This window comes from Sphingomonas azotifigens NBRC 15497 (assembly GCF_002091475.1).
Lineage (GTDB): Bacteria > Pseudomonadota > Alphaproteobacteria > Sphingomonadales > Sphingomonadaceae > Sphingomonas > Sphingomonas azotifigens.
Map to the genome: position 1 here is coordinate 235,002 of NZ_BCTR01000014.1, position 21,655 is coordinate 256,656.

23 protein-coding genes and 1 tRNA gene are annotated in these 21,655 nt (G+C 67.8%); 11 read left to right on the forward strand and 13 right to left on the reverse strand.

The genetic code is table 11. The features are described from left to right. Nucleotides 1-40: 40 nt before the first annotated feature. From SAZ01S_RS07305 to SAZ01S_RS07320, 4 genes are all read right to left on the reverse strand, one after another. Nucleotides 41-126: transfer RNA gene (locus SAZ01S_RS07305), tRNA-Leu, on the reverse strand. Between the two features lie 75 nt (nucleotides 127-201). Beyond that, a complete protein-coding gene (locus SAZ01S_RS07310) occupies nucleotides 202-1,041 on the reverse strand; it encodes a formate/nitrite transporter family protein (protein WP_084581480.1) in 840 nt (279 codons plus the stop codon). 383 nt (nucleotides 1,042-1,424) lie between these two features. Further along, nucleotides 1,425-1,739 (reverse strand): hypothetical protein, encoded by a 315-nt coding sequence (locus tag SAZ01S_RS07315; RefSeq protein WP_084581481.1) that lies wholly within the window; start codon nucleotides 1,737-1,739, stop codon nucleotides 1,425-1,427. Between the two features lie 217 nt (nucleotides 1,740-1,956). Next, nucleotides 1,957-3,465, reverse strand: coding sequence for a YifB family Mg chelatase-like AAA ATPase (locus SAZ01S_RS07320; RefSeq protein ID WP_084581483.1), 1,509 nt, complete (start codon nucleotides 3,463-3,465; stop codon nucleotides 1,957-1,959). 239 nt (nucleotides 3,466-3,704) lie between these two features. Between SAZ01S_RS07320 and rpmH the strand changes: the two genes are divergently transcribed. The 6 genes from rpmH to SAZ01S_RS07350 all read left to right on the forward strand — a co-directional run bounded on the left by rpmH (nucleotide 3,705) and on the right by SAZ01S_RS07350 (nucleotide 7,336). Continuing rightward, nucleotides 3,705-3,839, forward strand: a complete 135-nt coding sequence (gene rpmH, locus SAZ01S_RS07325) for a 50S ribosomal protein L34 (RefSeq protein ID WP_010545931.1) — start codon at nucleotides 3,705-3,707, stop codon at nucleotides 3,837-3,839. A 14-nt stretch (nucleotides 3,840-3,853) separates the two neighbouring features. Beyond that, entirely contained in the window at nucleotides 3,854-4,201 is a 348-nt protein-coding gene (gene rnpA, locus SAZ01S_RS07330) for a ribonuclease P protein component (RefSeq protein ID WP_084581485.1), read from the forward strand. Continuing rightward, nucleotides 4,198-4,410, forward strand: a complete 213-nt coding sequence (gene yidD / locus SAZ01S_RS07335; RefSeq protein WP_066722546.1) for a membrane protein insertion efficiency factor YidD — start codon at nucleotides 4,198-4,200, stop codon at nucleotides 4,408-4,410. The genes rnpA and yidD overlap by 4 nt, the downstream gene beginning before the upstream one ends. A gap of 22 nt (nucleotides 4,411-4,432) precedes the next feature. Continuing rightward, nucleotides 4,433-6,151, forward strand: coding sequence for a membrane protein insertase YidC (gene yidC / locus SAZ01S_RS07340; protein WP_084581487.1), 1,719 nt, complete (start codon nucleotides 4,433-4,435; stop codon nucleotides 6,149-6,151). Between the two features lie 214 nt (nucleotides 6,152-6,365). Then, nucleotides 6,366-7,001, forward strand: a complete 636-nt coding sequence (yihA, locus tag SAZ01S_RS07345) for a ribosome biogenesis GTP-binding protein YihA/YsxC (RefSeq protein WP_084581489.1) — start codon at nucleotides 6,366-6,368, stop codon at nucleotides 6,999-7,001. Between the two features lie 8 nt (nucleotides 7,002-7,009). Then, complete coding sequence (locus SAZ01S_RS07350; RefSeq protein ID WP_084581491.1) at nucleotides 7,010-7,336, forward strand: gamma-glutamylcyclotransferase family protein; 327 nt, start codon at nucleotides 7,010-7,012, stop codon at nucleotides 7,334-7,336. On the opposite strand, the gene SAZ01S_RS07355 is transcribed toward SAZ01S_RS07350, so the two are convergent. Then, nucleotides 7,333-9,219 (reverse strand): alpha/beta hydrolase family protein, encoded by a 1,887-nt coding sequence (locus SAZ01S_RS07355; RefSeq protein WP_245824687.1) that lies wholly within the window; start codon nucleotides 9,217-9,219, stop codon nucleotides 7,333-7,335. The two genes, SAZ01S_RS07350 and SAZ01S_RS07355, sit on opposite strands and share 4 nt — an antisense overlap. Nucleotides 9,220-9,427: 208 nt before the next feature. Here SAZ01S_RS07355 and SAZ01S_RS07360 point away from each other — a divergent pair, with 208 nt between their 5' ends. After that, the gene (locus SAZ01S_RS07360) at nucleotides 9,428-10,090 is read left to right on the forward strand and encodes a glutathione S-transferase family protein (protein WP_084581495.1); all 663 of its coding nucleotides are present in this window, start codon (nucleotides 9,428-9,430) and stop codon (nucleotides 10,088-10,090) included. A gap of 123 nt (nucleotides 10,091-10,213) precedes the next feature. On the opposite strand, the gene SAZ01S_RS07365 is transcribed toward SAZ01S_RS07360, so the two are convergent. Beyond that, nucleotides 10,214-10,675 carry a cupin domain-containing protein gene (locus SAZ01S_RS07365; RefSeq protein ID WP_084581497.1) on the reverse strand — a complete coding sequence of 154 codons (462 nt, stop codon included), beginning with the start codon at nucleotides 10,673-10,675 and terminating at the stop codon, nucleotides 10,214-10,216. Here SAZ01S_RS07365 and dapE point away from each other — a divergent pair. After that, a complete protein-coding gene (dapE, locus tag SAZ01S_RS07370; RefSeq protein WP_084581499.1) occupies nucleotides 10,675-11,817 on the forward strand; it encodes a succinyl-diaminopimelate desuccinylase in 1,143 nt (380 codons plus the stop codon). The two genes, SAZ01S_RS07365 and dapE, sit on opposite strands and share 1 nt — an antisense overlap. Nucleotides 11,818-11,821: 4 nt before the next feature. On the opposite strand, the gene SAZ01S_RS07375 is transcribed toward dapE, so the two are convergent. The 4 genes from SAZ01S_RS07375 to SAZ01S_RS07390 all read right to left on the reverse strand — a co-directional run bounded on the left by SAZ01S_RS07375 (nucleotide 11,822) and on the right by SAZ01S_RS07390 (nucleotide 16,145). Further along, nucleotides 11,822-13,492: a putative bifunctional diguanylate cyclase/phosphodiesterase gene (locus tag SAZ01S_RS07375; RefSeq protein ID WP_084581501.1), complete on the reverse strand. Its 1,671-nt coding sequence runs from the start codon at nucleotides 13,490-13,492 to the stop codon at nucleotides 11,822-11,824. Nucleotides 13,493-13,567: 75 nt separating this feature from the next. Further along, a complete protein-coding gene (locus SAZ01S_RS07380) occupies nucleotides 13,568-14,182 on the reverse strand; it encodes a Smr/MutS family protein (RefSeq protein ID WP_084581503.1) in 615 nt (204 codons plus the stop codon). Continuing rightward, on the reverse strand, nucleotides 14,179-15,516 hold the full coding sequence (gene mltA, locus SAZ01S_RS07385; RefSeq protein ID WP_084581504.1) for a murein transglycosylase A: 1,338 nt from the start codon (nucleotides 15,514-15,516) through the stop codon (nucleotides 14,179-14,181). The genes SAZ01S_RS07380 and mltA overlap by 4 nt, the downstream gene beginning before the upstream one ends. An 8-nt stretch (nucleotides 15,517-15,524) precedes the next feature. Then, nucleotides 15,525-16,145 carry a Tim44/TimA family putative adaptor protein gene (locus SAZ01S_RS07390; protein WP_084581609.1) on the reverse strand — a complete coding sequence of 207 codons (621 nt, stop codon included), beginning with the start codon at nucleotides 16,143-16,145 and terminating at the stop codon, nucleotides 15,525-15,527. A gap of 185 nt (nucleotides 16,146-16,330) precedes the next feature. Here SAZ01S_RS07390 and secB point away from each other — a divergent pair, with 185 nt between their 5' ends. The 3 genes from secB (at nucleotide 16,331) to trpS (ending at nucleotide 19,751) form a co-directional block, all read left to right on the forward strand. Further along, a complete protein-coding gene (gene secB, locus SAZ01S_RS07395; protein ID WP_084581506.1) occupies nucleotides 16,331-16,840 on the forward strand; it encodes a protein-export chaperone SecB in 510 nt (169 codons plus the stop codon). A 246-nt stretch (nucleotides 16,841-17,086) separates the two neighbouring features. Then, complete coding sequence (gene murJ / locus SAZ01S_RS07400; protein WP_084581508.1) at nucleotides 17,087-18,655, forward strand: murein biosynthesis integral membrane protein MurJ; 1,569 nt, start codon at nucleotides 17,087-17,089, stop codon at nucleotides 18,653-18,655. A gap of 106 nt (nucleotides 18,656-18,761) precedes the next feature. Continuing rightward, nucleotides 18,762-19,751: a tryptophan--tRNA ligase gene (trpS, locus tag SAZ01S_RS07405; RefSeq protein ID WP_084581510.1), complete on the forward strand. Its 990-nt coding sequence runs from the start codon at nucleotides 18,762-18,764 to the stop codon at nucleotides 19,749-19,751. A 192-nt stretch (nucleotides 19,752-19,943) separates the two neighbouring features. On the opposite strand, the gene fliP is transcribed toward trpS, so the two are convergent. From fliP to SAZ01S_RS07420, 3 genes are read right to left on the reverse strand one after another with little or no spacing between them, the layout of a single operon-like run. Beyond that, nucleotides 19,944-20,699 carry a flagellar type III secretion system pore protein FliP gene (fliP, locus tag SAZ01S_RS07410; protein ID WP_084581512.1) on the reverse strand — a complete coding sequence of 252 codons (756 nt, stop codon included), beginning with the start codon at nucleotides 20,697-20,699 and terminating at the stop codon, nucleotides 19,944-19,946. Continuing rightward, on the reverse strand, nucleotides 20,692-21,357 hold the full coding sequence (locus SAZ01S_RS07415) for a flagellar biosynthetic protein FliO (protein ID WP_245824689.1): 666 nt from the start codon (nucleotides 21,355-21,357) through the stop codon (nucleotides 20,692-20,694). The genes fliP and SAZ01S_RS07415 overlap by 8 nt, the downstream gene beginning before the upstream one ends. A 14-nt stretch (nucleotides 21,358-21,371) precedes the next feature. Further along, nucleotides 21,372-21,608, reverse strand: a complete 237-nt coding sequence (locus tag SAZ01S_RS07420; protein WP_084581516.1) for a FliM/FliN family flagellar motor switch protein — start codon at nucleotides 21,606-21,608, stop codon at nucleotides 21,372-21,374. Nucleotides 21,609-21,655 lie beyond the last annotated feature (47 nt).

A 21,655-nucleotide genomic window follows, 5' to 3' on the forward strand; every position in this document is an offset into this window, starting at 1 on the left:
ATCCCGGCCCGCAGGCCGGAGGACATCGCAGCAGGTAAGTTGGTACGGGCGGTCGGACTCGAACCGACATGTTGTTGCCAACGACGGATTTTGAATCCGTTGCGTCTACCATTCCGCCACGCCCGCGTGATGGCCCGGCAGCCTATAGCGCCTGCCCGGCTTCCTGCAACCGGAAAGCTGATCCCTCCCGGCCGCCCCGCTTCACGTCTCCTCCCGCACCTGGGCATGCGCCAGCAGCGCGAACAGCACCGATCCGCCGAGGATATTGCCGAGCAGCGCCGGCGCCAGGAAGCCGCCTAGCACCCAGGTCAGGCTCGCCTCGCCCGCCAGCCACAGCATCCACGCCTCCACCGCGCCCGCCACCACGTGCGCAAATTCGCCGAGCGAGATGAAATAGGTGCAGAACACCAGCACGAAGAATTCCTGCCGCCGCGCGCCGGGCAGCGACCAGGCGATCCCGGCCATCAGGAACCCCGCCGGCACCGCCGCGCGCACCGCGTCCCAACCGGTGAGTTCGAGCAGGCTGCGCGAGGTGTCGAGCATCGCCTTGGTGCTCGCTTCCGTCCCCACCCAGCCTTCGGTCGCGAGCCAGGCGATCAGCAGCGTGCCGACGAGATTGGCCGTCAGCACCAGCCCCCAGAGCCGCCCCAGCCGCGCGACGTTGCGGAAGGTCGGGCTCGACGCGACCGGGATCACCGCGGACAGCGTGCTTTCGGTGAACAGCTGCAGCCGCCCGAGCACGACGATGACGAAGCCCAGGCAATAGCCGATGCTCGCCACCGGCAGCCGCCATTCGGTATCGGGCAAATGGCTCTCGATCAGCCCGCGTCCGAGCACCGATGCCGCCATCGCCACGCCCGCGACTACGCCGGAGAAGAACAGCGAACTCGCCGGCCGGTCGAGCTCCTCGTCCCCCTGTCGGCGGATGACCTCGTGGATGACGCGCGAGGACGCGGCCTCGCGTTCCTGGACTTCCTCCTCCTCGTCGGGAGGGAGATCGGGCTCTTCGCCGTCGGGCGCTTCGTTTCGGGGCTGTTGCACCGGGGCTGAACGCGGGGGCTGTTGGGAGGTTGCTGCCGATCGTGCCGGAAGCAGCACTAGCTGAACGCGGGCGAAGAGGCGCCGCACCGAACGGCGGCCGCCGACCGAAGTTTAGGAAGTTTAGGCGCACGCGCGTTTACGCGGGTGCATCGACGGGCCCCATGGGGACGTGAAGTTGAGGAAGTTTAGGCTCGTGAAAACTTCACGCGTGCTGCCTCCGCACCACAGGACCGGCACGCGCGGCGTGCCGCTTCGCGCGCAGGGGGAGGTTCAAACAGGATCAAAGAGCGGCCGCCCACAGGCGACAACCACGGAACATATAGAGACCATTGCTCCGAGCGCAAGGAGGGATGGACTAGCCGCGAACGGCCGGAGTTGGGTGGTTAGCTGCCGTCCGAAGCCGACACCTCGGATGACAAGCGGTTCATCTCCGCGTGATCCCGTTCGGCGCGTTGCGCAATGGTCCATATTATCCATGCGTAAACGTAGGCGAACAACAAGAACAAAGCGGGGATCAGGAATTTAGTGATATAGCACGGATGCAGAGTTGGCGCGCCACGAGTACACTGGAAGTCCATCTCCCAGCCAACGATGATGGCAGCGGGTATCGCAACCGCCCAGTAGACAGGTGTGAACACTGCAAGAGCAATCAGATGCTTCGCTTTCATAATCGCCTGACTTTCGCGCAATATCGTCAATAGAGCAACGCGTTCCTGGGTCGAAAAGAAGCCTTCCCATCAATTTGTAAGCAATGTCCGCCTTTGGGCGCAAGCTGCCCCGCTAGGCGACATATGCAAGCAGCACGCAGGCGATGCGCCGCCTGCGACAATCCCGAGCCACAGCTTCCATGTCCCGCGATCCGGCCCGCCGATCGCGCCGAGATATTCCAGGATCGCCTCGATCAGGATCGCTCGATCAACTCCGCGGCGCCTGGCGGCGGTAGCTGAGCGCTTCCGCCACATGGATGCGCCCTACCCCCTCGGCACCGGCGAGATCGGCGATCGTCCGCGCCACCCGCAGCACGCGCGTATAGCCCCGTGCCGAAAGCCGCATCGCCTCGGCCGCCTGGGCGAGCAGCTTGCGGCCCGCCTCGTCGGGCGTGGCGACCGCCAGCAGCGGTTCGCCATCGGCCTCGGCATTGGTGCGCGTCGAGGTGCCCGCATAGCGTGCCGTCTGGACCCGCCGTGCCCCTGCCACCCGCGCCGCCACCTCCGCTGATCCTTCCGCCGGCGGCGGGAGGACGAGATCGGCGGCGGTGACCGGCTGGACTTCGACATGCAGGTCGATGCGGTCGAGCAGCGGGCCCGAGACCTTCGCCTGATAGTCCGCCGCGCAGCGCGGCGCCCGCGCACAGGCCAGCGCCGGATCCCCCAGATGCCCGCAGCGGCACGGGTTCATCGCTGCGATCAACTGCACGCGGGCCGGGAAGGTGACGTGCGCATTGGCCCGCGCGACGCTCACCACGCCCGCTTCCAAGGGCTGGCGCAGCGAATCGAGCACGGCCCGCTGGAACTCGGGCAGCTCGTCGAGGAACAGCACGCCGAGATGCGCGAGGCTCACCTCGCCCGGCTTCACCTTGAGCCCGCCGCCGGTCAGCGCCGCCATCGAGGCCGAATGATGCGGCGCACGGAACGGACGGGTGCGGGTCAGCCGCCCGCCCAGCAGCGTACCCGCGACCGAGGCGACCATCGACACCTCCAGCGCCTCGGCGGCCTCCAGCGGCGGCAATATGCCGGGCAGACATGCCGCCATCAGCGACTTGCCCGCCCCCGGCGGCCCGACGAACAGCAGATTGTGCCCGCCCGCCGCCGCGATCTCCAGCGCGCGCTTGGCGCTTTCCTGCCCCTTTACCTGGGCGAGGTCCGGCCCCTGCCCCGGCGCATCGACCTCGCCCGGCACCGGCGCGGGGAGCAGCTGGTTGCCCTTGAAGTGGTTGAGCAGGCTGATCAGGTCGGGCGCGGCGAGCACCTCGACCTGCCCGGCCCAGCTCGCCTCGGGCCCCTGCACGGCGGGGCAGACCAGCCCCTTGCCCGCCTCGGCCGCGTGCATCGCTGCCAGCAGCACCCCCGGTGACGGCGCGATCCGCCCGTCCAGCGCCAGTTCGCCGACCACGACATAGCCCGCGATCGTCTCGGCGTCGACCACGCCCATTGCCGCCAGCAGCGCCAGCGCGATGGGGAGATCGAAATGCGATCCTTCCTTGGGCAGGTCGGCGGGCGAGAGGTTCAGCACGATGTGCTTGGGCGGCAGCGCGAGGCCGATCGCGGCCATGGCGGCGCGCACCCGCTCGCGGCTCTCCGCCACCGCCTTGTCGGGCAGCCCGACGACGACGAACTTGGGCAGCCCGGCGACGAGGTTGCATTGCACCTCCACCGCGCGCGCTTCCAACCCGAGATAGGCAACTGTCGAAACGCTGGCGACCAAGAGAGCCCCCTCCCCGTAATGGGAGCATAGCGCCTTTTGCTCGCTACGGAAGCGGTACAATCGGGGGCAAGCGTATTGCATAGGCACCACACCACACCCATCTCCAGGACCGATGTGCTCCGAAGCCGGCCAATTTCCGCATCCCGCGTTGACTCCTGCGCCGCTTCCCCGTAAGGGCGCTCGACACGCGGCCGCCCCTGTGGCGGCCCTTTTACGTTCTAGATACTCGAGGATGAGCGATGAAGCGGACCTTTCAGCCGAGCAACCTGGTGCGTGCGCGCCGGCACGGCTTCCGTGCACGGATGGCGACCCCGGGCGGTCGCAATGTGATCCGCGCCCGCCGCGCCCGCGGCCGCAAGAAGCTGTCGGCGTAAGCACCGACACGCCCTTGCTGAGCCTCGACCGGCTCACGCAGCGCAAGGACTATCTCGCCGCCAACGGGGGAAAGCGGGCACCGATGCCCGGTTTCGTCCTGCTGGTGCGCGAACGGAACGATGCCGATCCGTCGATGCGGATCGGCATTACCGTATCCAAGAAAGTTGGCAACGCCGTTATCCGGAATCGGATGAAGCGGCGCTTTCGCATGCTCGCGCGCGAAATCCTGCCCGAGGCGGGAATCGCCGGCGCGGACCATGTGCTGATCGGCAGGAACGGCGGGATCGAACGCCCTTATGCCGATTTGAAGGCGGAACTCGCCAAGGCGCTCCGCCGCGTCCGTCCCAAGGACGGGCAATGATCGCTCGCGCGTTGATGCTGCTCGCGCGCGCCTGGCAGCTGGGGCCGTCGCTGATCCTGCCGCCCACCTGCCGCTACCAGCCTTCCTGTTCGGCCTATGCAATCGAGGCGCTTCGCCGCTATGGGGCGGTGAAAGGCGGCTGGCTTGCGCTCCGGCGCATCGCGCGCTGCCATCCATGGGGCGGGCACGGCCCAGATCCCGTTCCTTGAGTTTTCCTTCCGGGGATTATCGGTGAAAGAAGAACAGAAGAATTTCATCCTCTTCGCGGCGTTCGCGGCGCTGGTGCTGCTTGGCTGGCCGATGATCAGCCACTGGCTGTTCCCGCAGCAGCCGGCCGCGCCCGCGAAGATGGTCGACGGCAAGCTGCAGCCGGTGCCGAACTCCGGCGTCGATGCGGCCGCCAACGCGCCGAAGACGATTCGTGCCCGTGAGGCCGTGCTGGCCGATAGCCCGCGCGTCGCCATCGACACGCCGGCGCTGAAGGGCTCGATCAATCTGAAGGGCCTGCGCATCGACGACCTCGTCCTGCGCCAGTATGACCAGACCGTCGACAAGAACTCGCCGCCGATCCGCCTGCTCTCGCCGAGCGGTGCCGAGGGTAGCTATTTCGCGCAGTTCGGCTGGCAGGGCGCTGGCGCTCCGGACGCGAACACCGTGTGGAAGGCCGATGGCCAGACCCTGACGCCGGCGACTCCGGTCAAGCTCACCGCGACCAACAGCGCCGGCCAGACCTTCACGGTAGAGCTCGGCGTCGATTCGAACTTCATGTTCACCGTCCGCCAGACCGTCGCCAATCGCGGCGCGGCGCCGGTCGCGGTGACGCCCTACACGCTGATCTCGCGCGGCCAGCGCTCGACCGATACCAGCCAGTGGGCCGCGCATGTCGGCCCGGTCGCCGCGACCATCGACGCGGCGCACTATATCAACTGGAAGGACATCGAGAGCACGCCCCAGCAGTTCGCCACCACCGGCGGCTGGGTCGGCTTCAGCGACCATTACTGGCTGACTGCGGCGATCCCCGACCAGCGCGGGGGCGTGACCATCCAGCAGCGCGGCACCGCGGCGCAGCAGTATCAGGCGGACGTGGCGCTCTCGCAGCCGATCGCGATCCGCCCGGGCAAGGAATCGACCTATACCAGCCACTTCTTCGCCGGTGCCAAGGAAGTGAAGCTGCTCGACGCCTATCAGAAGCAGTATGACATCGCGAAGTTCGAGCGCGCGATCGACTGGGGCTGGTTCGAGATCATCGAGCGTCCGATCTTCACCTACCTCAGCTGGCTGTTCAAGCTGGTCGGCAATTTCGGCGTGGCGATCATCCTGCTGACGATCACCATCCGCGGCCTGCTCTTCCCGATCGCCCAGAAGCAGTTCGCCTCGATGGCGAAGATGCGCCAGGTGCAGCCGAAGATGAAGGCGATCCAGGAGCGCTACAAGGACGACAAGCAGCGCCAGCAGCAGGAGATCATGCAGCTGTACAAGGCGGAGAAGGTCAATCCGCTCGCCGGCTGCGCGCCGATGCTGCTGCAGATCCCGATCATGTTCGCGCTGTACAAGGTGCTGCTGCTGACGATCGAAATGCGCCACCAGCCCTTCGTGCTGTGGATCAAGGACCTGTCCGCGCCCGATCCGGCGACGATCCTCAACCTGTTCGGCTATCTCCACTATCCGCTGCCCAGCTTCCTGGCGATCGGCGTGGTGCCGGTGCTGCTCGGCGTGTCGATGTTCTTCCAGATGCGGATGAACCCGGCGCCGATGGACGAGATGCAGAAGCAGATGTTCGCGATCATGCCGTGGATGCTGATGTTCCTGATGGCGCCGTTCGCCGTCGGCCTGCAGCTCTACTGGATCACTTCGAACATCCTGACCGTGCTCCAGCAGCAGTGGCTCTATGCGCGCCACCCGGAGATGAAGGTGCCCGTCGAGAAACCGAAAGCGGTCAAGGCGAAGTGAGTATGGCCCTTCTCCACGCCTCCGGTGAGCACGAGAGCGGCGCTTGCGCTCCCCTCCCGCTTGCGGGAGGGGTCGGGGGAGGGACTGACGTGGAGGCCGTGCTGCGCGTTTGCAGCCCCTCCCCTAGCCCCTCCCGCAAGCGGGAGGGGAACGCAGGCACCGCCGCCTGCGATTTGCTGAAAGGGCCCCGCACGCCGGGGCAGCTGAATTCCTAATGTCCTTCGACCCCGACCAGATCGAAGCCGCGCGCAAGCTGTTCGCCGGCCCCATCGCCTTCCTCAAGTCCGCGCCCGCGCTCGAGCATCTGCCCAAGCCGACGGTGCCGGAGGTGGCGTTCGCGGGGCGCTCGAACGTCGGCAAATCGTCGCTGATCAACGCGCTGACCAACCGCAACAGCCTCGCCCGCACCTCGGTCACCCCGGGTCGCACCCAGGAGCTGAACTTCTTCGACGTCGGCGAGCCGCTGCGCTTCCGCCTCGTCGACATGCCCGGCTATGGCTTCGCCAAGGCGCCCAAGGACATGGTCCGCAAGTGGCGGTATCTGGTGAACGACTATCTGCGCGGCCGGCAGGAGCTGAAGCGCGCGCTGGTGCTGATCGATTCGCGCCACGGCATCAAGGATGTCGACCGCGAGATCCTCGAGATGCTCGACAACGCCGCGGTCAGCTACCGCCTGGTCCTCACCAAGACCGACAAGATCAAGGCGAGCGAACTGGCCGAGGTCACCGCGCGCACCGTGGAAGAGGCTCGCAAGCGCACCGCCGCGCATCCCGAAATCCTCGCCACCTCCAGCGACAAGGGCATGGGCATCCCGGAGCTCCGCGCGGCTGTGCTGGAAGCGATCGGCTGAGCACGGGCATGGAGCCGCTCTTCTCCTACGGCACGCTCCAGCTCGAGCAGGTCCAGCGCAGCCAGTTCGGCCGGCTGCTCGACGGTACCGACGACGTGCTCCACGGCTTCGTCGTCACCGAGATCCAGATCCGCGACCCCGCCGTACTCGATGCGAGCGGGATCGAGACGCACCTCGCGCTCGTGCCCGGCGACGGCCCGCCCATCGCCGGCAAGGTCTTCCAGCTGACGCCCGAGGAACTGGCAGCGGCCGATGTCTATGAAAGCGAGAATTATGTCCGGGTGCGGGTGCCCCTCGCCTCGGGCACCCGCGCCTGGGTGTATGTGAAGGCCTAGGCCGGGTTGTATTTGGCGAGGAACGCTTCCAGCGCCTTGAGAAAGCTCAGCCGGTCCTCCTGGCGCGTGAAGTGGTGATCGCCTTCGGGCTGCTCGATGAACTCGAACGGCTTGCCGGCGGCCTGGAGCCGGTCCGCCATCAGCTTGCTCTGCTTGAACGGCACGCGACGATCCTTCCTGCCGTGGACGATCAGCACCGGGGTCGAGAATTCCTCCGGATGGTAGAGCGGCGACACCGCCTTGAAGTCGGGCGCCTGCGCCTTCATCCAGTCCTTGCCCTGGCCGCCACCGAGGAACTGCGAGTCATAGGCGACCATCCGGGCGAGATCGGACACGCCGGCGAACGACACCGCGCAGCGGAACAGCTTGCCGTCGCGCTGCGCCGCCCGCAGCGCGGCATAGCCGCCATAGGAGCCGCCCACGATGCACACCCGCTTGGGATCGGCGATGCCCTGGTCGACCAGCGCCTTTACCGCGTCGTTCAGATCGTCCTGCATCGCCAGGCCCCACTGCCCCTCCGCCTTGTCGAGGAAGGGCGTGCCATATCCGGTCGAGCCACGATAATTGGGCTTGATCACCGCATAGCCGCGATCCGCCAGGAACTGGGACCACCAGTCCCACTCCTCCTCGTCGCGCGCCGAAGGGCCGCCATGCGGCATCAGGATCAGCGGCAGGTTCTTGGCGCTGCTGCCGCGCGGCACCGTCAGCACCGCGGCGATTTCCAGCCCGTCGCGCGCCTTGTACCGAATCGTCTTCACCGGATGGAGACGCCGCAGCTTCAGCGTCTGGTTGTTCATCGACAACGGCTGCAACGACTCGTCCGCGGACTGGTAGACGAAATAGGCGCCCGGCGCGCTCGCATCGCCCACCCGTGCGATCACCCTCGATCGATCGGCGTTGAAGCTGGTGATCTCGACCTGCGCGCCCTGCACCATCCCGCTCAGCTTCTTCTGCAACGCCGCCATGGCGGGATCGAACCAATAGGTCGTCGATCGGTTCTCCGTCACTTCGACGCCGAGCAGCGTCGAGCGCAGCGGATCGACCACCGGGCCGCTGATGTCGTACCCCGGCGTCGCGAAGATCTGCTTGCCGGTCTGCATCGTGGTCAGGTCGAATTCCCAGAGCGCGGAGAAGCCCTTGGCGTCGTCCTGCACCACCAGCGCCTTGCCCGGATCCGGCAGGAACAGCGACGGAACCAGCAGATTGTCGTGGATGCCCTTCGCGCGATCGACGGTCCGGAAGTCGACACTTCCATTGGGGCGGTAGAGCAGCCGCCGGCTGCGGCCATCCTCGCTGCGGCCGATGCCCATGCGCACGGTGCCGGCGCTATCGGCATACCAGTCCATGACGCCTTCCCTGCCCTCCAGCACGCGGCGATGCTTGCCGGTCGACACGTCGACCTGGTCCACCCGCGGCCAGAAGCCCGGCATGTTCGAATAGATCGAGGTCTGCGCCGCCAGCAGGATGCGCGGGGTGCCGTCCCGGGCGGTCCAGACCAGCCGGCCGCCATTCTGCCCGGTGTCCGCCGTGTTGAGCATCACCATCTTGCCGGTATTGGCGTTCACGCCGATCGCGCGGGTGATGTACCATTCGTCGCCCTGGACCGGCGTCGTCTTGCCGATGCCGATCACCAGCCATTCGTCATTGACCCAGCGCCACCAGTGGAGATCGGTCTCGGCGGTCGCGATGAGCTGCCTCGACGAGCCATCGAACGCCATGACCGCGAAGAACTGCTTGCCGTGCACCGCCAGCTGACCGGCGAAGCGCTTGCCGTCCGGCGACACTTGCGGGCCTTCCAGCATCGGCAGTTCGGCGAACACGGCCGTATCCAGCCTGGTCGTGGCGGCCGGTGCGGCGCCGGCCGCGCCCTTTTCCTGCGCCATTGCAGGCGGGCACGCCCATGCCACCGCAACGGTCGCCACCGCAGCGCACAGACACCTTCTCCAACGCATCGTGTTCCGTCCCCCCGATTCGCCGCCCCTGCCGCGAAAGTTGCAGCGTGGAAATAATCGCCCGGATCTGCAACGCCTTTGGCTTGGCGCGCCCCCCGCCCGCTTGCTGTCCCCCACGCCCGCGTCTATCCACGATGCCATGAAGCTCATCATCGGCAACAAGGCCTATTCCTCCTGGTCGCTGCGCGGCTGGCTCGCCTGCAAGCTTTCGGGCCTGCCGTTCGAGGAAACCGTCGTGCCGATGTACGACCAGCACTGGGACCGCCGCCGCCAGGGCGCCGAATTCGCGCCCTCTTCGGGCAAGGTGCCGATCCTGTGGGACGGCGACGCGGTGGTGTGGGACAGCCTGGCGATCGTCGAATATCTCAACGAGAAGACCGGCAACACGCGCTTCTGGCCCGAGGATCCCGCCGCCCGCGCGATGGCGCGCTCGATGGCGGCGGAGATGCACTCCAGCTTCACCGCGCTGCGCAGCAAGCACAGCATGAACGTGCGCCAGGTCTATCCGGCCGCGCCGGTCGATGCGGACGTGGCAGCCGATCTCGAGCGCATCATGGAGCTCTGGGCGCAGGCGCGGGCACGCCACGGCACCGCGGAGCCCTTCCTGTTCGGCGCGTTCGGCGCCGCCGACATCATGTTCGCGCCGGTGGTGACGCGGATCGTCACCTATTCGCTGCCGGTGCCCCGCTTCGCGCAGAGCTACATGCTCGCCGTGCTCCAGCACGCGTTCCTGCAGGACTGGATCGCCGGTGCGCAGGAAGAGGAATGGGTGATCGAGAAGTTCGAACTGCCGGTGAGGTAACGCATCTTAAGCCCCTCCTCCTTGGAGGAGGGGTTGGGGTGGAGGGATTCCAGAACGCAGGCTGGTCTCGGTGAGACACGCCCCACCCCAACCCCTCCCCTGAAGGGGAGGGGCTAGCAATCTTCACCGAACCCGCTCGGTCTCATACCGCGTCCCGTCCCTGCGGAAATACCCCTCCGGCGTGAACACCATGTCGATATCGGGATATTCGCCGCTCCCGCGTGGCCCCGCGCCGATCGCGAGGAACACGGCGTCGGCCTCGGACCGGTTCTGCAAATGGTGCCCGTCCGCCACCCCGGCAGGGAACGCCGCGCAGTCGCCGGCCCGCAGCACCGTCTCGCCGCCGTTCTCGACCAGCACCGCCTCGCCGGCCAGCATCACGACGAACTCGTCCTCCTGGTCGTGCCAGTGCCGCTGCGACGACCAGGCACCCGGCTTCAGCACCACATGGCTAACCCCCATCGCCGTCAGCCCGGAGGGCGGCGCCAGCCGTCGATACCAGCGCCCTGCCACGGCAGCATCGAACGGTGCGGGATAGCCGGTGGCGTTGGTCTGCGGGATTGTATCCAGGTTCAGCTTGGGCAATGTCGCCTCCCTCAAGTGTAGGAGCTGTTGTGCCGGACGTCGTCGAACTCACCAAGGCCCTGATCGGCGCCGAAAGCGTCACGCCCGCGCGCGGCAGCGTGTTCGACGTGCTGGAGCAGGCGCTCCTCCCCCTCGACTTCCGCGTCGAGCGCTTCGTCGAGGGCGAGGCGCCCGACGGTCCGGTGGAGAACCTGCTCGCGGTGCGCGGGCAAGGCGGACCGCACCTCGCCTTTGCCGGTCATCTCGACGTCGTGCCGCCGGGCGAAGGCTGGAGCAGCGGCGCCTTTGCCCCCGAGATCCGCGGCGACCTGCTCTATGGCCGCGGCGCGGTCGACATGAAGGGCGCGATCGCCGCCTTCGTCGCCGCTGCCGCGCAAGTGCCCGCACGCGGCACCACCAGCCTGATCATCACCGGCGACGAGGAAGGCCCCGCCACCTACGGCACGCCGAAGCTGATCGAGCGCATGGCCGAACGCGACCTTACCCCCGATTGCTGCGTGGTCGGCGAGCCGACCTCCGCCAACCGGCTGGGCGACACGATCAAGATCGGCCGGCGCGGCTCGACAGTGATCGACATTGCGGTGATCGGCCGCCAGGGCCATGTCGCCTATCCCCATCTCGCCGACAATCCGGTCCCTCGCCTCGTCCGCGCGCTCGCCGAAATCGACGCGATCGAACTCGACCAGGGCAATGCCTGGTTCCAGCCCTCGAACATCGAGGTGATCGACCTGAGCGTCGGCAACCAGGCGACCAACGTGATCCCCGGCCGCGCCGCCGCGCGGATCAGCATCCGCTTCAACGATCAGCAGCGCGGGCCTCATCTGATCGCGCGCATCCGCGAGATCGTCGCCCGCCACGCCCCCACGGCCGAGGTGCGCGGCCGCGTCTATGGCGAGGCATTCCTCACCGAACCCGGCCCGCTTTCGGAGCTGGTCAGCGGCGCGATTCGCGACGTGCTCGGAGTAGATGCCGAGCTGTCGACCACCGGCGGCACCTCGGATGCCCGATTCCTCTCGCGCGTCTGCCCGGTGGTGGAGTTCGGCCTGCTCAACGCGACGATGCACAAGCTCGACGAAGCCGTGGCGCTTGCCGACCTGCATGCGCTGACCCAAGTCTATGCGGAGATCCTGCGGCGGGTGTGATCGCTCAGGCGGTGGCGCGGCGCGGCTGCGCGGCCTGCACCCAGGCGACGAACGCGTCCTCGGCCATCGGCAAGCCCACCGCATAGCCCTGCAGCACGTCGCAACCGATCACCCGCAGCACCGCCGCCTGGGCTTCGCTCTCGATCCCTTCGGCCACGGCTTCGCAGCCCAGGCCGTGGACGAGGCCGATCACCGCCTGCGCGATCGCCCGGGCCTCGGGGTTGACCGCCACCTGCTCGATCAGACTGCGATCCAGCTTCACCCGGTCGATCGGCAGCCGGCGCAGCCTTGCGAGGTTCGAATAGCCGGTGCCGAAATCGTCGACCGCCACCGTCGCGCCGGCAGAACGAAGCGCCGCGATCGCGCGCAATACGTCCTCCGAGCAATGCATCGCCAGCGTCTCGCTGATCTCCAGCTCGAGCAGCCGCGCCGGTGCCTTTGCCGCCAGCATCGCCGCCCGCAAATGGCGGAAAAAGGTGGCATGATCAATCTGCCGCTGGCTGACATTCACCGCCAGCCGCTGCTCGATGCCCAATTGCGCCCAGCGTGCGATGGTGTTCGCCACCTTCGCCACTACCCAGTCGCCGATCTCGACGATCAGGCCGGTTTCCTCGGCGCGCTGCAGGAAGGCGCCGGGCATCTTGGTGCCGTCCGGGTGGTGCCAGCGCAGCAGCGCCTCGGCCCCCACGACGGCCCCGGTGGTCGCCGAAAGCTGGGGCTGGAAGACCAGCGCGAATTCGTCGCGCTCGATCGCCGCGCGCAGTTCGGTTTCCAGCCGGGCACGAGCGATCATCTCCGCAGCAAGGCCGTCGCTGAACGTCTCGACGCGGCCGCGTCCCTGCGTCTTGGCCTGGTACATCGCCGCATCGGCCGCGCCCATCAGGTCGTGCAGCGTCAGGCCATGATCGGGGTACAGGGCGACACCGATGGACGCGCCGATCGAGACCTCCTGGCCGGCAAGATCGAACGGTTCGGACAGCGCGTCCAGCACCTTGCCGCCCACGCGCTCACGCGCGGCAGGATCGGGCAGGTCGGCGAAGAACAGCGTGAACTCATCGCCCGCGAGGCGGCCGATCAGCGGGGTTTCGCCATGGTTGAATGCCGCGCACTGATCCCCCACCGCGCGCAGCCGGTTCGCCACCATGCCGAGCAGCATGTCGCCCATGGCATGGCCGAGCGTGTCGTTGACCGCCTTGAAGCGATCGAGGTCGACGAAGAACAGCGCCGCGCGCGCATGCTCCGGCGCATTTTCCAGCAAGCGTTCGGCGCTGCGGCGGAAATGCGGGCGGTTGGAGAGGCCGGTCACGGTGTCGAACATCGCGAGCCGATGCACGCTTTCCAGGTTGCCGCGCAGCTTGTGAAACAGCTCGTCTATGGATTCGGCGAGCCGCGGTGCGCGTTGCCCGAGCGAGGCAGGCAACGGGCTTTCAAGATCGCCCAGCGCGGCGGCATGCAGTCGATTCACGGCGTCAGCGACCGCGGCATCGCAACGGCGCTGCGCAACCATCATCACCGCAGCGATCCCAAGCATCGCGAGCGGCACCGCAATACCGAAGGCGAGGCCGATCGTCGTCCAGGCGATGCCGTACGCGTACGCACCCATGGCGAGCAGCCCCCCCGACAGCGCGGCAATGCCGCCGCCCCACGCTGCTAGACTTCGTTCCCCCCAACGCATCGTCGGTAGACGCTCCAAGAGACCCCCACGCGGCGTCTGCATAGTCGACGCCGCCGTACGATTCGCATGGATTAGTTAAGAATCTCGGCTGTTCTGCAAAGATCGCGGGCGCCGTAGAATAATATACAAAGCACCTGCACCGCCATGGCGAGGGTGTGCCTGACGTACCGCGGCAATCCGATCTGCATGGCGTGAAGCAGCCAACCAGTCCCCCACTGCCGCGCGAATGGCGCCGCGCGCATGGGGGCGCTCCGATTCCGGGCGCGGCGGCTTGCCGGTGATCAGCAACAACACGCGATCGCCGCGCGCAATTGCCTGCGCCAGCCCCGCATCCAGCCGATCGTACGCGCCGTGCAGGGTGTGGCCGTGCAGATCGATGGCGCTTTCCGGCGTCACCAGCCCGCGCGACAGCCGACGGTCCCAGCCGCCGTCCAGCGTGCGGCGGTCATGCGTGTCCGGCATCGGCGTGGACAGCGTCACCGCCGGTGCGGCCGGTCGCCTGGGCACCAGCTTGCCGCCGGGCACGTCCAGCCGCGGGCGCGGCTTGGGGGCAGGTTCGGGTGACGGCGCAGGCTCGGGCGGCAGCGTCTTGGGCGCCGCGCGGACGTGAATCGGCGTGACGCTCTGGATCACGCGCTGCCACAACGCCGCTTCCTCGGGCGCCAGGTTGCGGCGCCCGCGCCCGCTCATGGCTGGGGGATCGACGGCTGGGGAGCCGCGGGCGGTGCTGTATTCAGCCGCGCCAGCGTGCCCTTGGGCAGCAGCAGCCAGGCGGTGCCGCGCGCAGACATGCCCCCGGCGATGGCGCGCGCGTCCTCGCCCGCGCCCCAGAAGGTATCCACCCGGTTCGCGCCCTTGATCGCGCCGCCGGTATCCTGCGCCACCCACAGGCCGGTGGCGTCGGTACGGTCCATCGACAGGAACAGCGGCGCGCCGAGCGGGATGAACTTGGGATCCGCCGCCACGCTGGCCCAGCCCGCAACCGGATAGCCCATCGCGCCGAGCGGGCCGGCGCCGGTCAGTTCCTTGAAGAACACGAAGCTCTTGTTCTCGCGCATGATCGCGCGGCCCTGTTCGGGGTTGGCGCGCAGCCAGGCGACGATCCCCTGCATCGAGGTCTGGCCCGGGCCGAGCAGGCCGCGATCCTTCATCAGCTTGCCGATGCCGGTATAGTCGCGGCCGTTCTGCCCGGCATAGCCGATGCGCAGCACCTTGCCGTCCGGTCCCTTGAGCCGGCCCGATCCCTGGACCTGCAGGAAGAACATCTCGATCGGATCGGCCGCCCAGGCGATGACGGGGGCATGGCCTTCCAGCGCGCCCTGCTCGATCTGGGTGCGATCATAATAGGGCACGAACTGACGGCCATCGACCCGGCCGCGGATCTTCTTGCCCTTGAGCGCATCCGAAAACAGCCCGAGATCGACCTCGATCAGATTGTCGGGCACGCCATAGACCGGCACGTCGAAGCCGGCGCGCCGCTCGCGCACCCCGGCGATCTCGGGCTCGTAATAGCCGGTCGCGAAGGCCGCGCCGTTGCCGACCTGCACGGTCTCGAACCATTGGGCAAAGAACGCCGCGGCGTCGCCCGTCCAGGTCGCGGCAGCCGCGCAGGCATTCGCCCAGTCGGCGCCGCTGGTAAGGCCGGAGGCGTCGGTGCGCCGCGTAAGCCCCGGGCAGCTCAGCGTGAAGGCGGCGAGCGCGCGCCGGGCATTGTCGGCCGTGATCGGCAAGGTTTCGACAGGGGGTCCCGCGACGAGACCGCTAAGCGCAGCACTGGTCGCGCCGACCGGCACGGGCATGGCGGGCATCGCCGGCAACGGCGTGGTAGCGGTCGGCTGCCGGGCGGGAAGGTTCGCGGGCGTCTCCGGGAGCGCGCCGGCAGGGCGCGGTCGCTCGGCGGACGGTGCCGGGCGCGCGGGCGCAGGCCGGCTCGGCGCGGGGCGCGTGCCCGCCTCCGGGGGCACGATGCCGCTCGAACATGCGCCGAGCAGCCCCGCGAGCGCCAATCCCCCGAAAATCCGCATGCCGCCCCTCAGGCTTCGTCGGTCTCGACCAGCTTCCAGTTCGGATCGTCGCTGCGCAGCTTGCGGGCGAAGGTCCAGATGTCGTGCGTCGTCACCGCATCGCTCAGCGAACCAGCGATCACATTGCCTTCGCCGTCGCGGGTGACCGCGACGATATCGGCATCGAACCGCACCACGACACGCGCGACCTTGTTCTCCACACCGGCCTCGGCAATCGTCGCCCGCTCGATCGCGACCAGGCGATTGTCGAGCACCTCGCCGCGCGCCTTGCGATCGGCGATCGCCTGCTCGAACGCGGCGCGCACCTCGTCGTCGACCAGGAAGCGCAGCGTTTCCTCGTCGCCCTTCCAGAAGGCCTCGAGGATCATGCGATAGGCGGACTTGGCGCCTTCGAGGAACTTGGCGACGTCGAAGCTCGAATCGGCAGACACGACGGCGCGCAGGCCGGTCTCGGCCCCCGAGTCGATCGTGCGGTTACCCGAGTCGCGGGTATCGGGCAGCGCCTCGATCGTCCGCGTGACGGGCGGTGCGGCGACCCGCTCCTCGGCGGGTTTCGGCAGCGGCTGCTCATGCCCGGTCCGCTTGCCAAGGACCGCGTACAGCCGAAGCGCAAGGAAACCTGCCACCATCGCGAACAGAATGACGTAGAACACTGGCCCTCCAAAGCCTCCGTCTCTAGTACATAGGCCTTCGTGCCGCCGGATTCAAACCGTACGATGGGCCGTGCGATTGCGCCACCGGCACGCGCCTGCTAGTCGCATGCCCCGTAACGCGCCGAGGGCGCGAAAATCTCCTGAATAAAGAGGAAAGTTGGATGGCCGAGAACGACACCTTCGCCGGAATCGGCGATGCCGACGCGAATGGCGCGGACGATGCGCCCCAGGCTGGCGTTCTGTCGCAATATGTGAAGGACCTGTCGTTCGAAAATCCGAACGCACCGGCCATCTATCAGCAGCAGACCGCGCCGGCGATCGACGTGCAGTTCAACATCGGCTCGAACCGCGTCGGCGACGATGTGTACGAAGTCGTGCTGAAGATCGAAGTCCGCGCCCAGGCCGGCGAGCAGGTCGCGTTCATCGTCGACCTTTCCTATGCGGGCCTGTTCGCGCTCCGCAACATCCCGCAGGAAGCGCTCGATCCGTTCCTGCTCGGCGAAGCGCCGCGCATCCTCTTCCCGTTCGCGCGCCGCGTGCTGGCCGACCAGGTCCGCGACGGCGGCTTCCCGCCGCTGATGCTGGAGCCGATCGACTTCGCCGGCATCTACCTGCAGCAGCGCGCCCAGCAGGAAGGCGCGATCGGCTTCGAAGAAGCCGGCCACGCCTGAACCAGACGAGCCGGTGCGCGGACCAGCGGCCCAATTCCTCCCCTGCCGCGCAGGGGAGGGGGACCGCGACGCGCAGCGGCGTGGTGGAGGGGCCGCCGCGAAGGCGGCGGTACGCCTGACCCCACCACCCTACCGCGCCTTGCGGCGCGGCCCCTCCACCCCCCGCCTTCGGCGGCGGTCCCCCTCCCCCGGCAAGCCGGGGGAGGATCTAGCCAGCCAGCTCCAGCAAATGATGGCGACCCTATAATGAAGCTTGCGCGCAGCCTGGGTTCGGTGGGCGGTCTTACGCTTGCCAGCCGCATCCTTGCCCTGGTCCGCGATTCGCTCCAGGCGCGCTATGTCGGCGCCAACTTCGCGTCCGACGCCTTCCTCGTCGCCTTCCGCCTGCCCAACATGTTCCGCGCCTTCTTCGCCGAGGGCGCGTTCGCATCGGCGTTCATCCCGATGTTCAACCAGAAACTGGGCGTGAACGGCGAGCGCGGTGCCGCCTATGACTTCGCCGAGCGCACGCTGTCCGTCCTTTTCGCGGTCCTGCTTGCCCTGACGCTGGTGGCGATCGCCGCCGCCTGGCCGCTGACCGCCATCCTCTCTGGCGGGTTCGAGAAGCAGCAGCCGACGGCCGACCAGTTCGCCTTCGCGGTCCAGCTGTCGCGGATCACCATCCCCTATCTGATGCTGATCTGCCTCGCCTCGCTGCTGGGCGGCATCCTCAACTCGCTCGACAAATTCTGGGTCAATGCCGCCGCGCCGATCCTGCTCAACATCGCGATGGTCACCGGGCTGTTCTTCTTCCACGGCACGCCGGAACAGACCGCACGCGTCCAGGCGATCGCGGTGCCGGTTGGCGGCTTGCTCCAGCTCGGCTGGCTGGCGCTCGCCTGCCGCGCCTCGGGCGTTTCGCTCCGCCCCCGCCTGCCCCGGATCGACGACGACGTGCGCCGGCTGATGAAGCTGATCCTGCCTGCCGCCGTCGGCGCGGGCGCGGTACAGCTCAACCTCGTCATTTCCACCTCGCTGTCGGGCAAGCTGCTCGGCGAGGGTTCGATTTCGTACATCTATTATGCCGACCGGCTGAACCAGCTGCCGCTCGGCATGATCGGCATCGGCCTCGGTACGATCCTGCTTCCCACCATCTCGCGACTGCTCGGCGCGGGCAAGGAGGCCGAGGCGATGGAGACGCAGAATCGCGGCATGGAGCTGGCGCTGTTCCTCACCCTGCCGGCGATGGTCGCGCTGATCGTCGCGGCCGAGCCGATCGTCCGCGGGCTGTTCCAGTACGGGCACTTCACGCCCGAAGACACGGTGAAGTGCGCCTGGGCGCTGGCCGGTTTCTCGATCGGCCTGCCCTCCTACATCCTGGTCAAGGTGCTGACCCCCGGCTTCTATGCCCGGCAGGATACGAGGACGCCGGTCCGCTTTGCGATGATTTCCGTCGCGGTGAACATCGCCGCCAACCTCGCGCTGATCCCGCTGATCGCGCACCTGGGGCCGCCGCTCGCCACCGCGCTGTCTTCCACCGTCAACGTGACGATGCTCTACCTCACGCTGCGCCAGCGCGGTCATTTTACGGTGGACGCGCAGCTCGCCCGGCGGGTGCCGCGGCTGGCGCTCGCCGCGGTCTTGATGGGCGTGGCGCTCTGGGCCGGTGCCGGGCTGCTCGATCCGTGGCTGAACGGCCGCATCTGGGAGCGCTATACCGGCCTCATCCTCCTCGTCGGCGCGGGCTGCGCGATCTATTTCGCCGCCTGCTTCGTCACCCGCGCCTTCCTGCTTTCGGACATCAAGGCGCTGGTCCGCCGCCGCGCCGCGCGGTAGAGCCCCCGCGTCCTGGCAAGCCGCGCGGCCGCAAGCACCCCCGCCGCCATGGACCCGCGGCCGGTCCAACGGCCGAACGGTCAACCGGGTGCGGAGTGACTATCCCATGCGCGTCGTCTCGGGCATCCAGACCACCGGCAATCTTCACCTCGGCAATTATCTGGGCGCCATCAAGCAGTGGGTCGCGATGCAAGATCAGGGCGAATGCCTGTTCTTCCTCGCCGATCTCCACGCCCTTACCGGCACGGTGACCCCGCAGGAGCTCGCCACCTCGACCATCGAGATGGCCGCCACGCTGTTCGCCGCCGGGATCGACGATCGCTCGATCCTGTTCAACCAGGCGCGCGTCCCCGCCCATGCCGAGCTCTGCTGGATCCTCCAGGGAACCGCGCGGATGGGCTGGCTCAACCGCATGACCCAGTGGAAGGACAAGGCCGGCAAGAACCGCGACGGCGCCAGCGTCGGGCTGTTCACCTATCCGGTGCTCCAGGCCGCCGACATCCTCGTCTACCAGGCGACGCACGTCCCTGTCGGCGAGGACCAGAAGCAGCATCTGGAACTCACCCGCGACATCGCGACCAAGTTCAACCAGGACTTCGGCGTCGAGCTGTTCCCGCTGCCCGAGCCGCTGATCAGCAAGGCCGCGCCGCGGATCATGTCCCTGCGCGACGGCAATGCGAAGATGTCCAAGTCCGATCCCTCGGACCTGAGCCGCATCAACCTGATCGACGACAACGACACGATCGCCGCCAAGTGCCGCAAGGCCAAGACCGATCCCGAGCCGCTGCCCGATTCGTTCGATGCACTGGCGGAGCGTCCCGAGGCGCGTAATCTGGTGACGATCTTCGCCGCGCTGGCGGATCGCGACCCGCAATCGGTGGTCGAGGAATATGCCGGCCAGGGCTTCGGCGCGTTCAAGCCGGCGCTGGCGGACCTGACCATCTCCGTCCTCGGCCCGATCCGCGAGCGGCTGACCGCGTTGCTGGACGACCGGGCCGAAGTGGGCGCCAAGCTCGCCAAGGGGGCCGCGCGGGCGAGCGCGCTGGCCGCACCGACGCTCAAGGCGGCGCAGCAGGCGGTGGGGTTGCAGGTGTGACGAAGCTTTTTTGACCAACCTATCGACCGTCATTCCGGCGAAAGCCGGAATCCATTGGCCACTCCGTTCGGGCTCTTGCTGCGATCTACAGGCGAATGGATCCCGGCTTTCGCCGGGATGACGGCAGGGTTGGGAGCGGCGCAGTATCCACGATCCGCTGCGATCGCCACTCCCGCTAGGGAGGGAATAGGCTCAGTGCGTGAAGCTCTTCACCAGCGAGCCGGCGACCAGCGCCCAGCCGTCGACCAGCACGAAGAAAATGATCTTCATCGGCAGCGCGATCGTCGGCGGCGGCAGCATCATCATGCCCATCGCCATCAGCACCGCGGACACTGCCAGGTCGATCACCAGGAACGGCAACAGCAGGAGGAAGCCGATCTCGAACGCGCGGCGCAGTTCGGAGATCATGAAAGCGGGCGCCAGCGTGGTCAGCGGCGTGTCGGCGCGCGTCGCGATCTTCTTGTTGGCGAGGTCGGCGAACAGCTTGAGGTCGCTGTCGCGCACCTGGCCGAGCATGAACTGGCGGAAAGGCTCTGTCGTCTTCTCGAAGGCCGCGACCTCGGTCAGCTTGCCCTTGGTATAGGGGTCTACGCCCTCGTTCCACGCCTTCTCGAAGGTCGGTGCCATCACGAAGAAGCTGAGGAACAGCGCGAGGCTGATGATCACCGGGTTGGGCGGCACGCCGGGCGTACCGATGCCGGTGCGCAGCAGCGACAGCGCCACCACCATGCGGGTGAAGCTGGTCACCGTCATCAGCAGGCCCGGGGCCAGGCTGAGCACCGTCAGCATCAGCACCAGCTGGATGGCCTTGGCCGAAAGCGGCCCCTCCCCGCCGATACTGATGGTCGCGCCCTGCGCGGCCGCCTGGGCGGCGGGCGCGACAGCTTGCGCGTGCGCCGCGACCGGCAGCACAATCAGCAGTGCGGCCGCGGCGAGAAGTTTACGCATCCAGTGCCTCGCGCACCGCGCGCTTGTTCCAGCGCGTGGTATCGCGCGGAACGCGGGTGCGAACCTGCGCGCGCGTGCGCGTGCGCTTCGCCGCAGCAGGTGCAGCGGGGGTAGCGGCGGGCGTCGCGCGGGCATCCGGCTCCGCGTCGTTCGCGGCTTGCGGCAGGCTCGAGACGACCTCGGGCGCAGGCGCAGGCGCAGGCGCAGGAGCAGGCGCAGGTTCGGCGGCAGGCGCTTCGCACGCGACGTCTTCGGCGGCCGCGGCTTCGGGACGCACGCGCTCGACCATCGCCTTGAAATCGAGCTTGCCGGCAAGCTTTGCCACGCCCGCCTTCAGCGTCGCCAGATCGTCCTCGATCTTGGCCGGCGCCTCGCTCGCCACCGGCGCCGCGGCCACCGCCTGCGGCGGCGGCGTGATGCCGGTTTCGATCGTGGCATGGCCTTCCGGGCCGATCAGGATCAGATGCTCGCAGCCATCGCGCCGAATGAGCGCCACCGAGCGCTTGGCGTCCACCGCCAGCCGCTCGACCAGTTCCACCCGCTTGCGTCCCCCGCCGGTCACCCGTCCGGGCAATTTCAGATCATAGCGGCGCACGACCCACAGGGCCGTCGCCAGCATCCCCAACACCAGGCCCAGCGCGCCCAGCGTACGCAACATCGACAGGAGATCCATCAGTGACGCGACTTCTTCACGAGCTCGGAAATCTCCAGCGACATCACTTCGCCGTCGACGAGGATGCGCCCCAGCGCCACCAGCTCGCCATTGACATAGACCAGGCTGGGGTCGTCCTGCCCGCAATCCAGCGGGATCATCGCGCCGCGGCTCATTTGCAGGATCTGCCGGACCGGCACCTCGGTCGAACCGAGCACCACCGACATTTCGATCATGATTCCATCGAGTACCGACATGCGTCTCCCTTTCCCAAGAGACTTATAGGAACCTTTTTTCCGCCCCC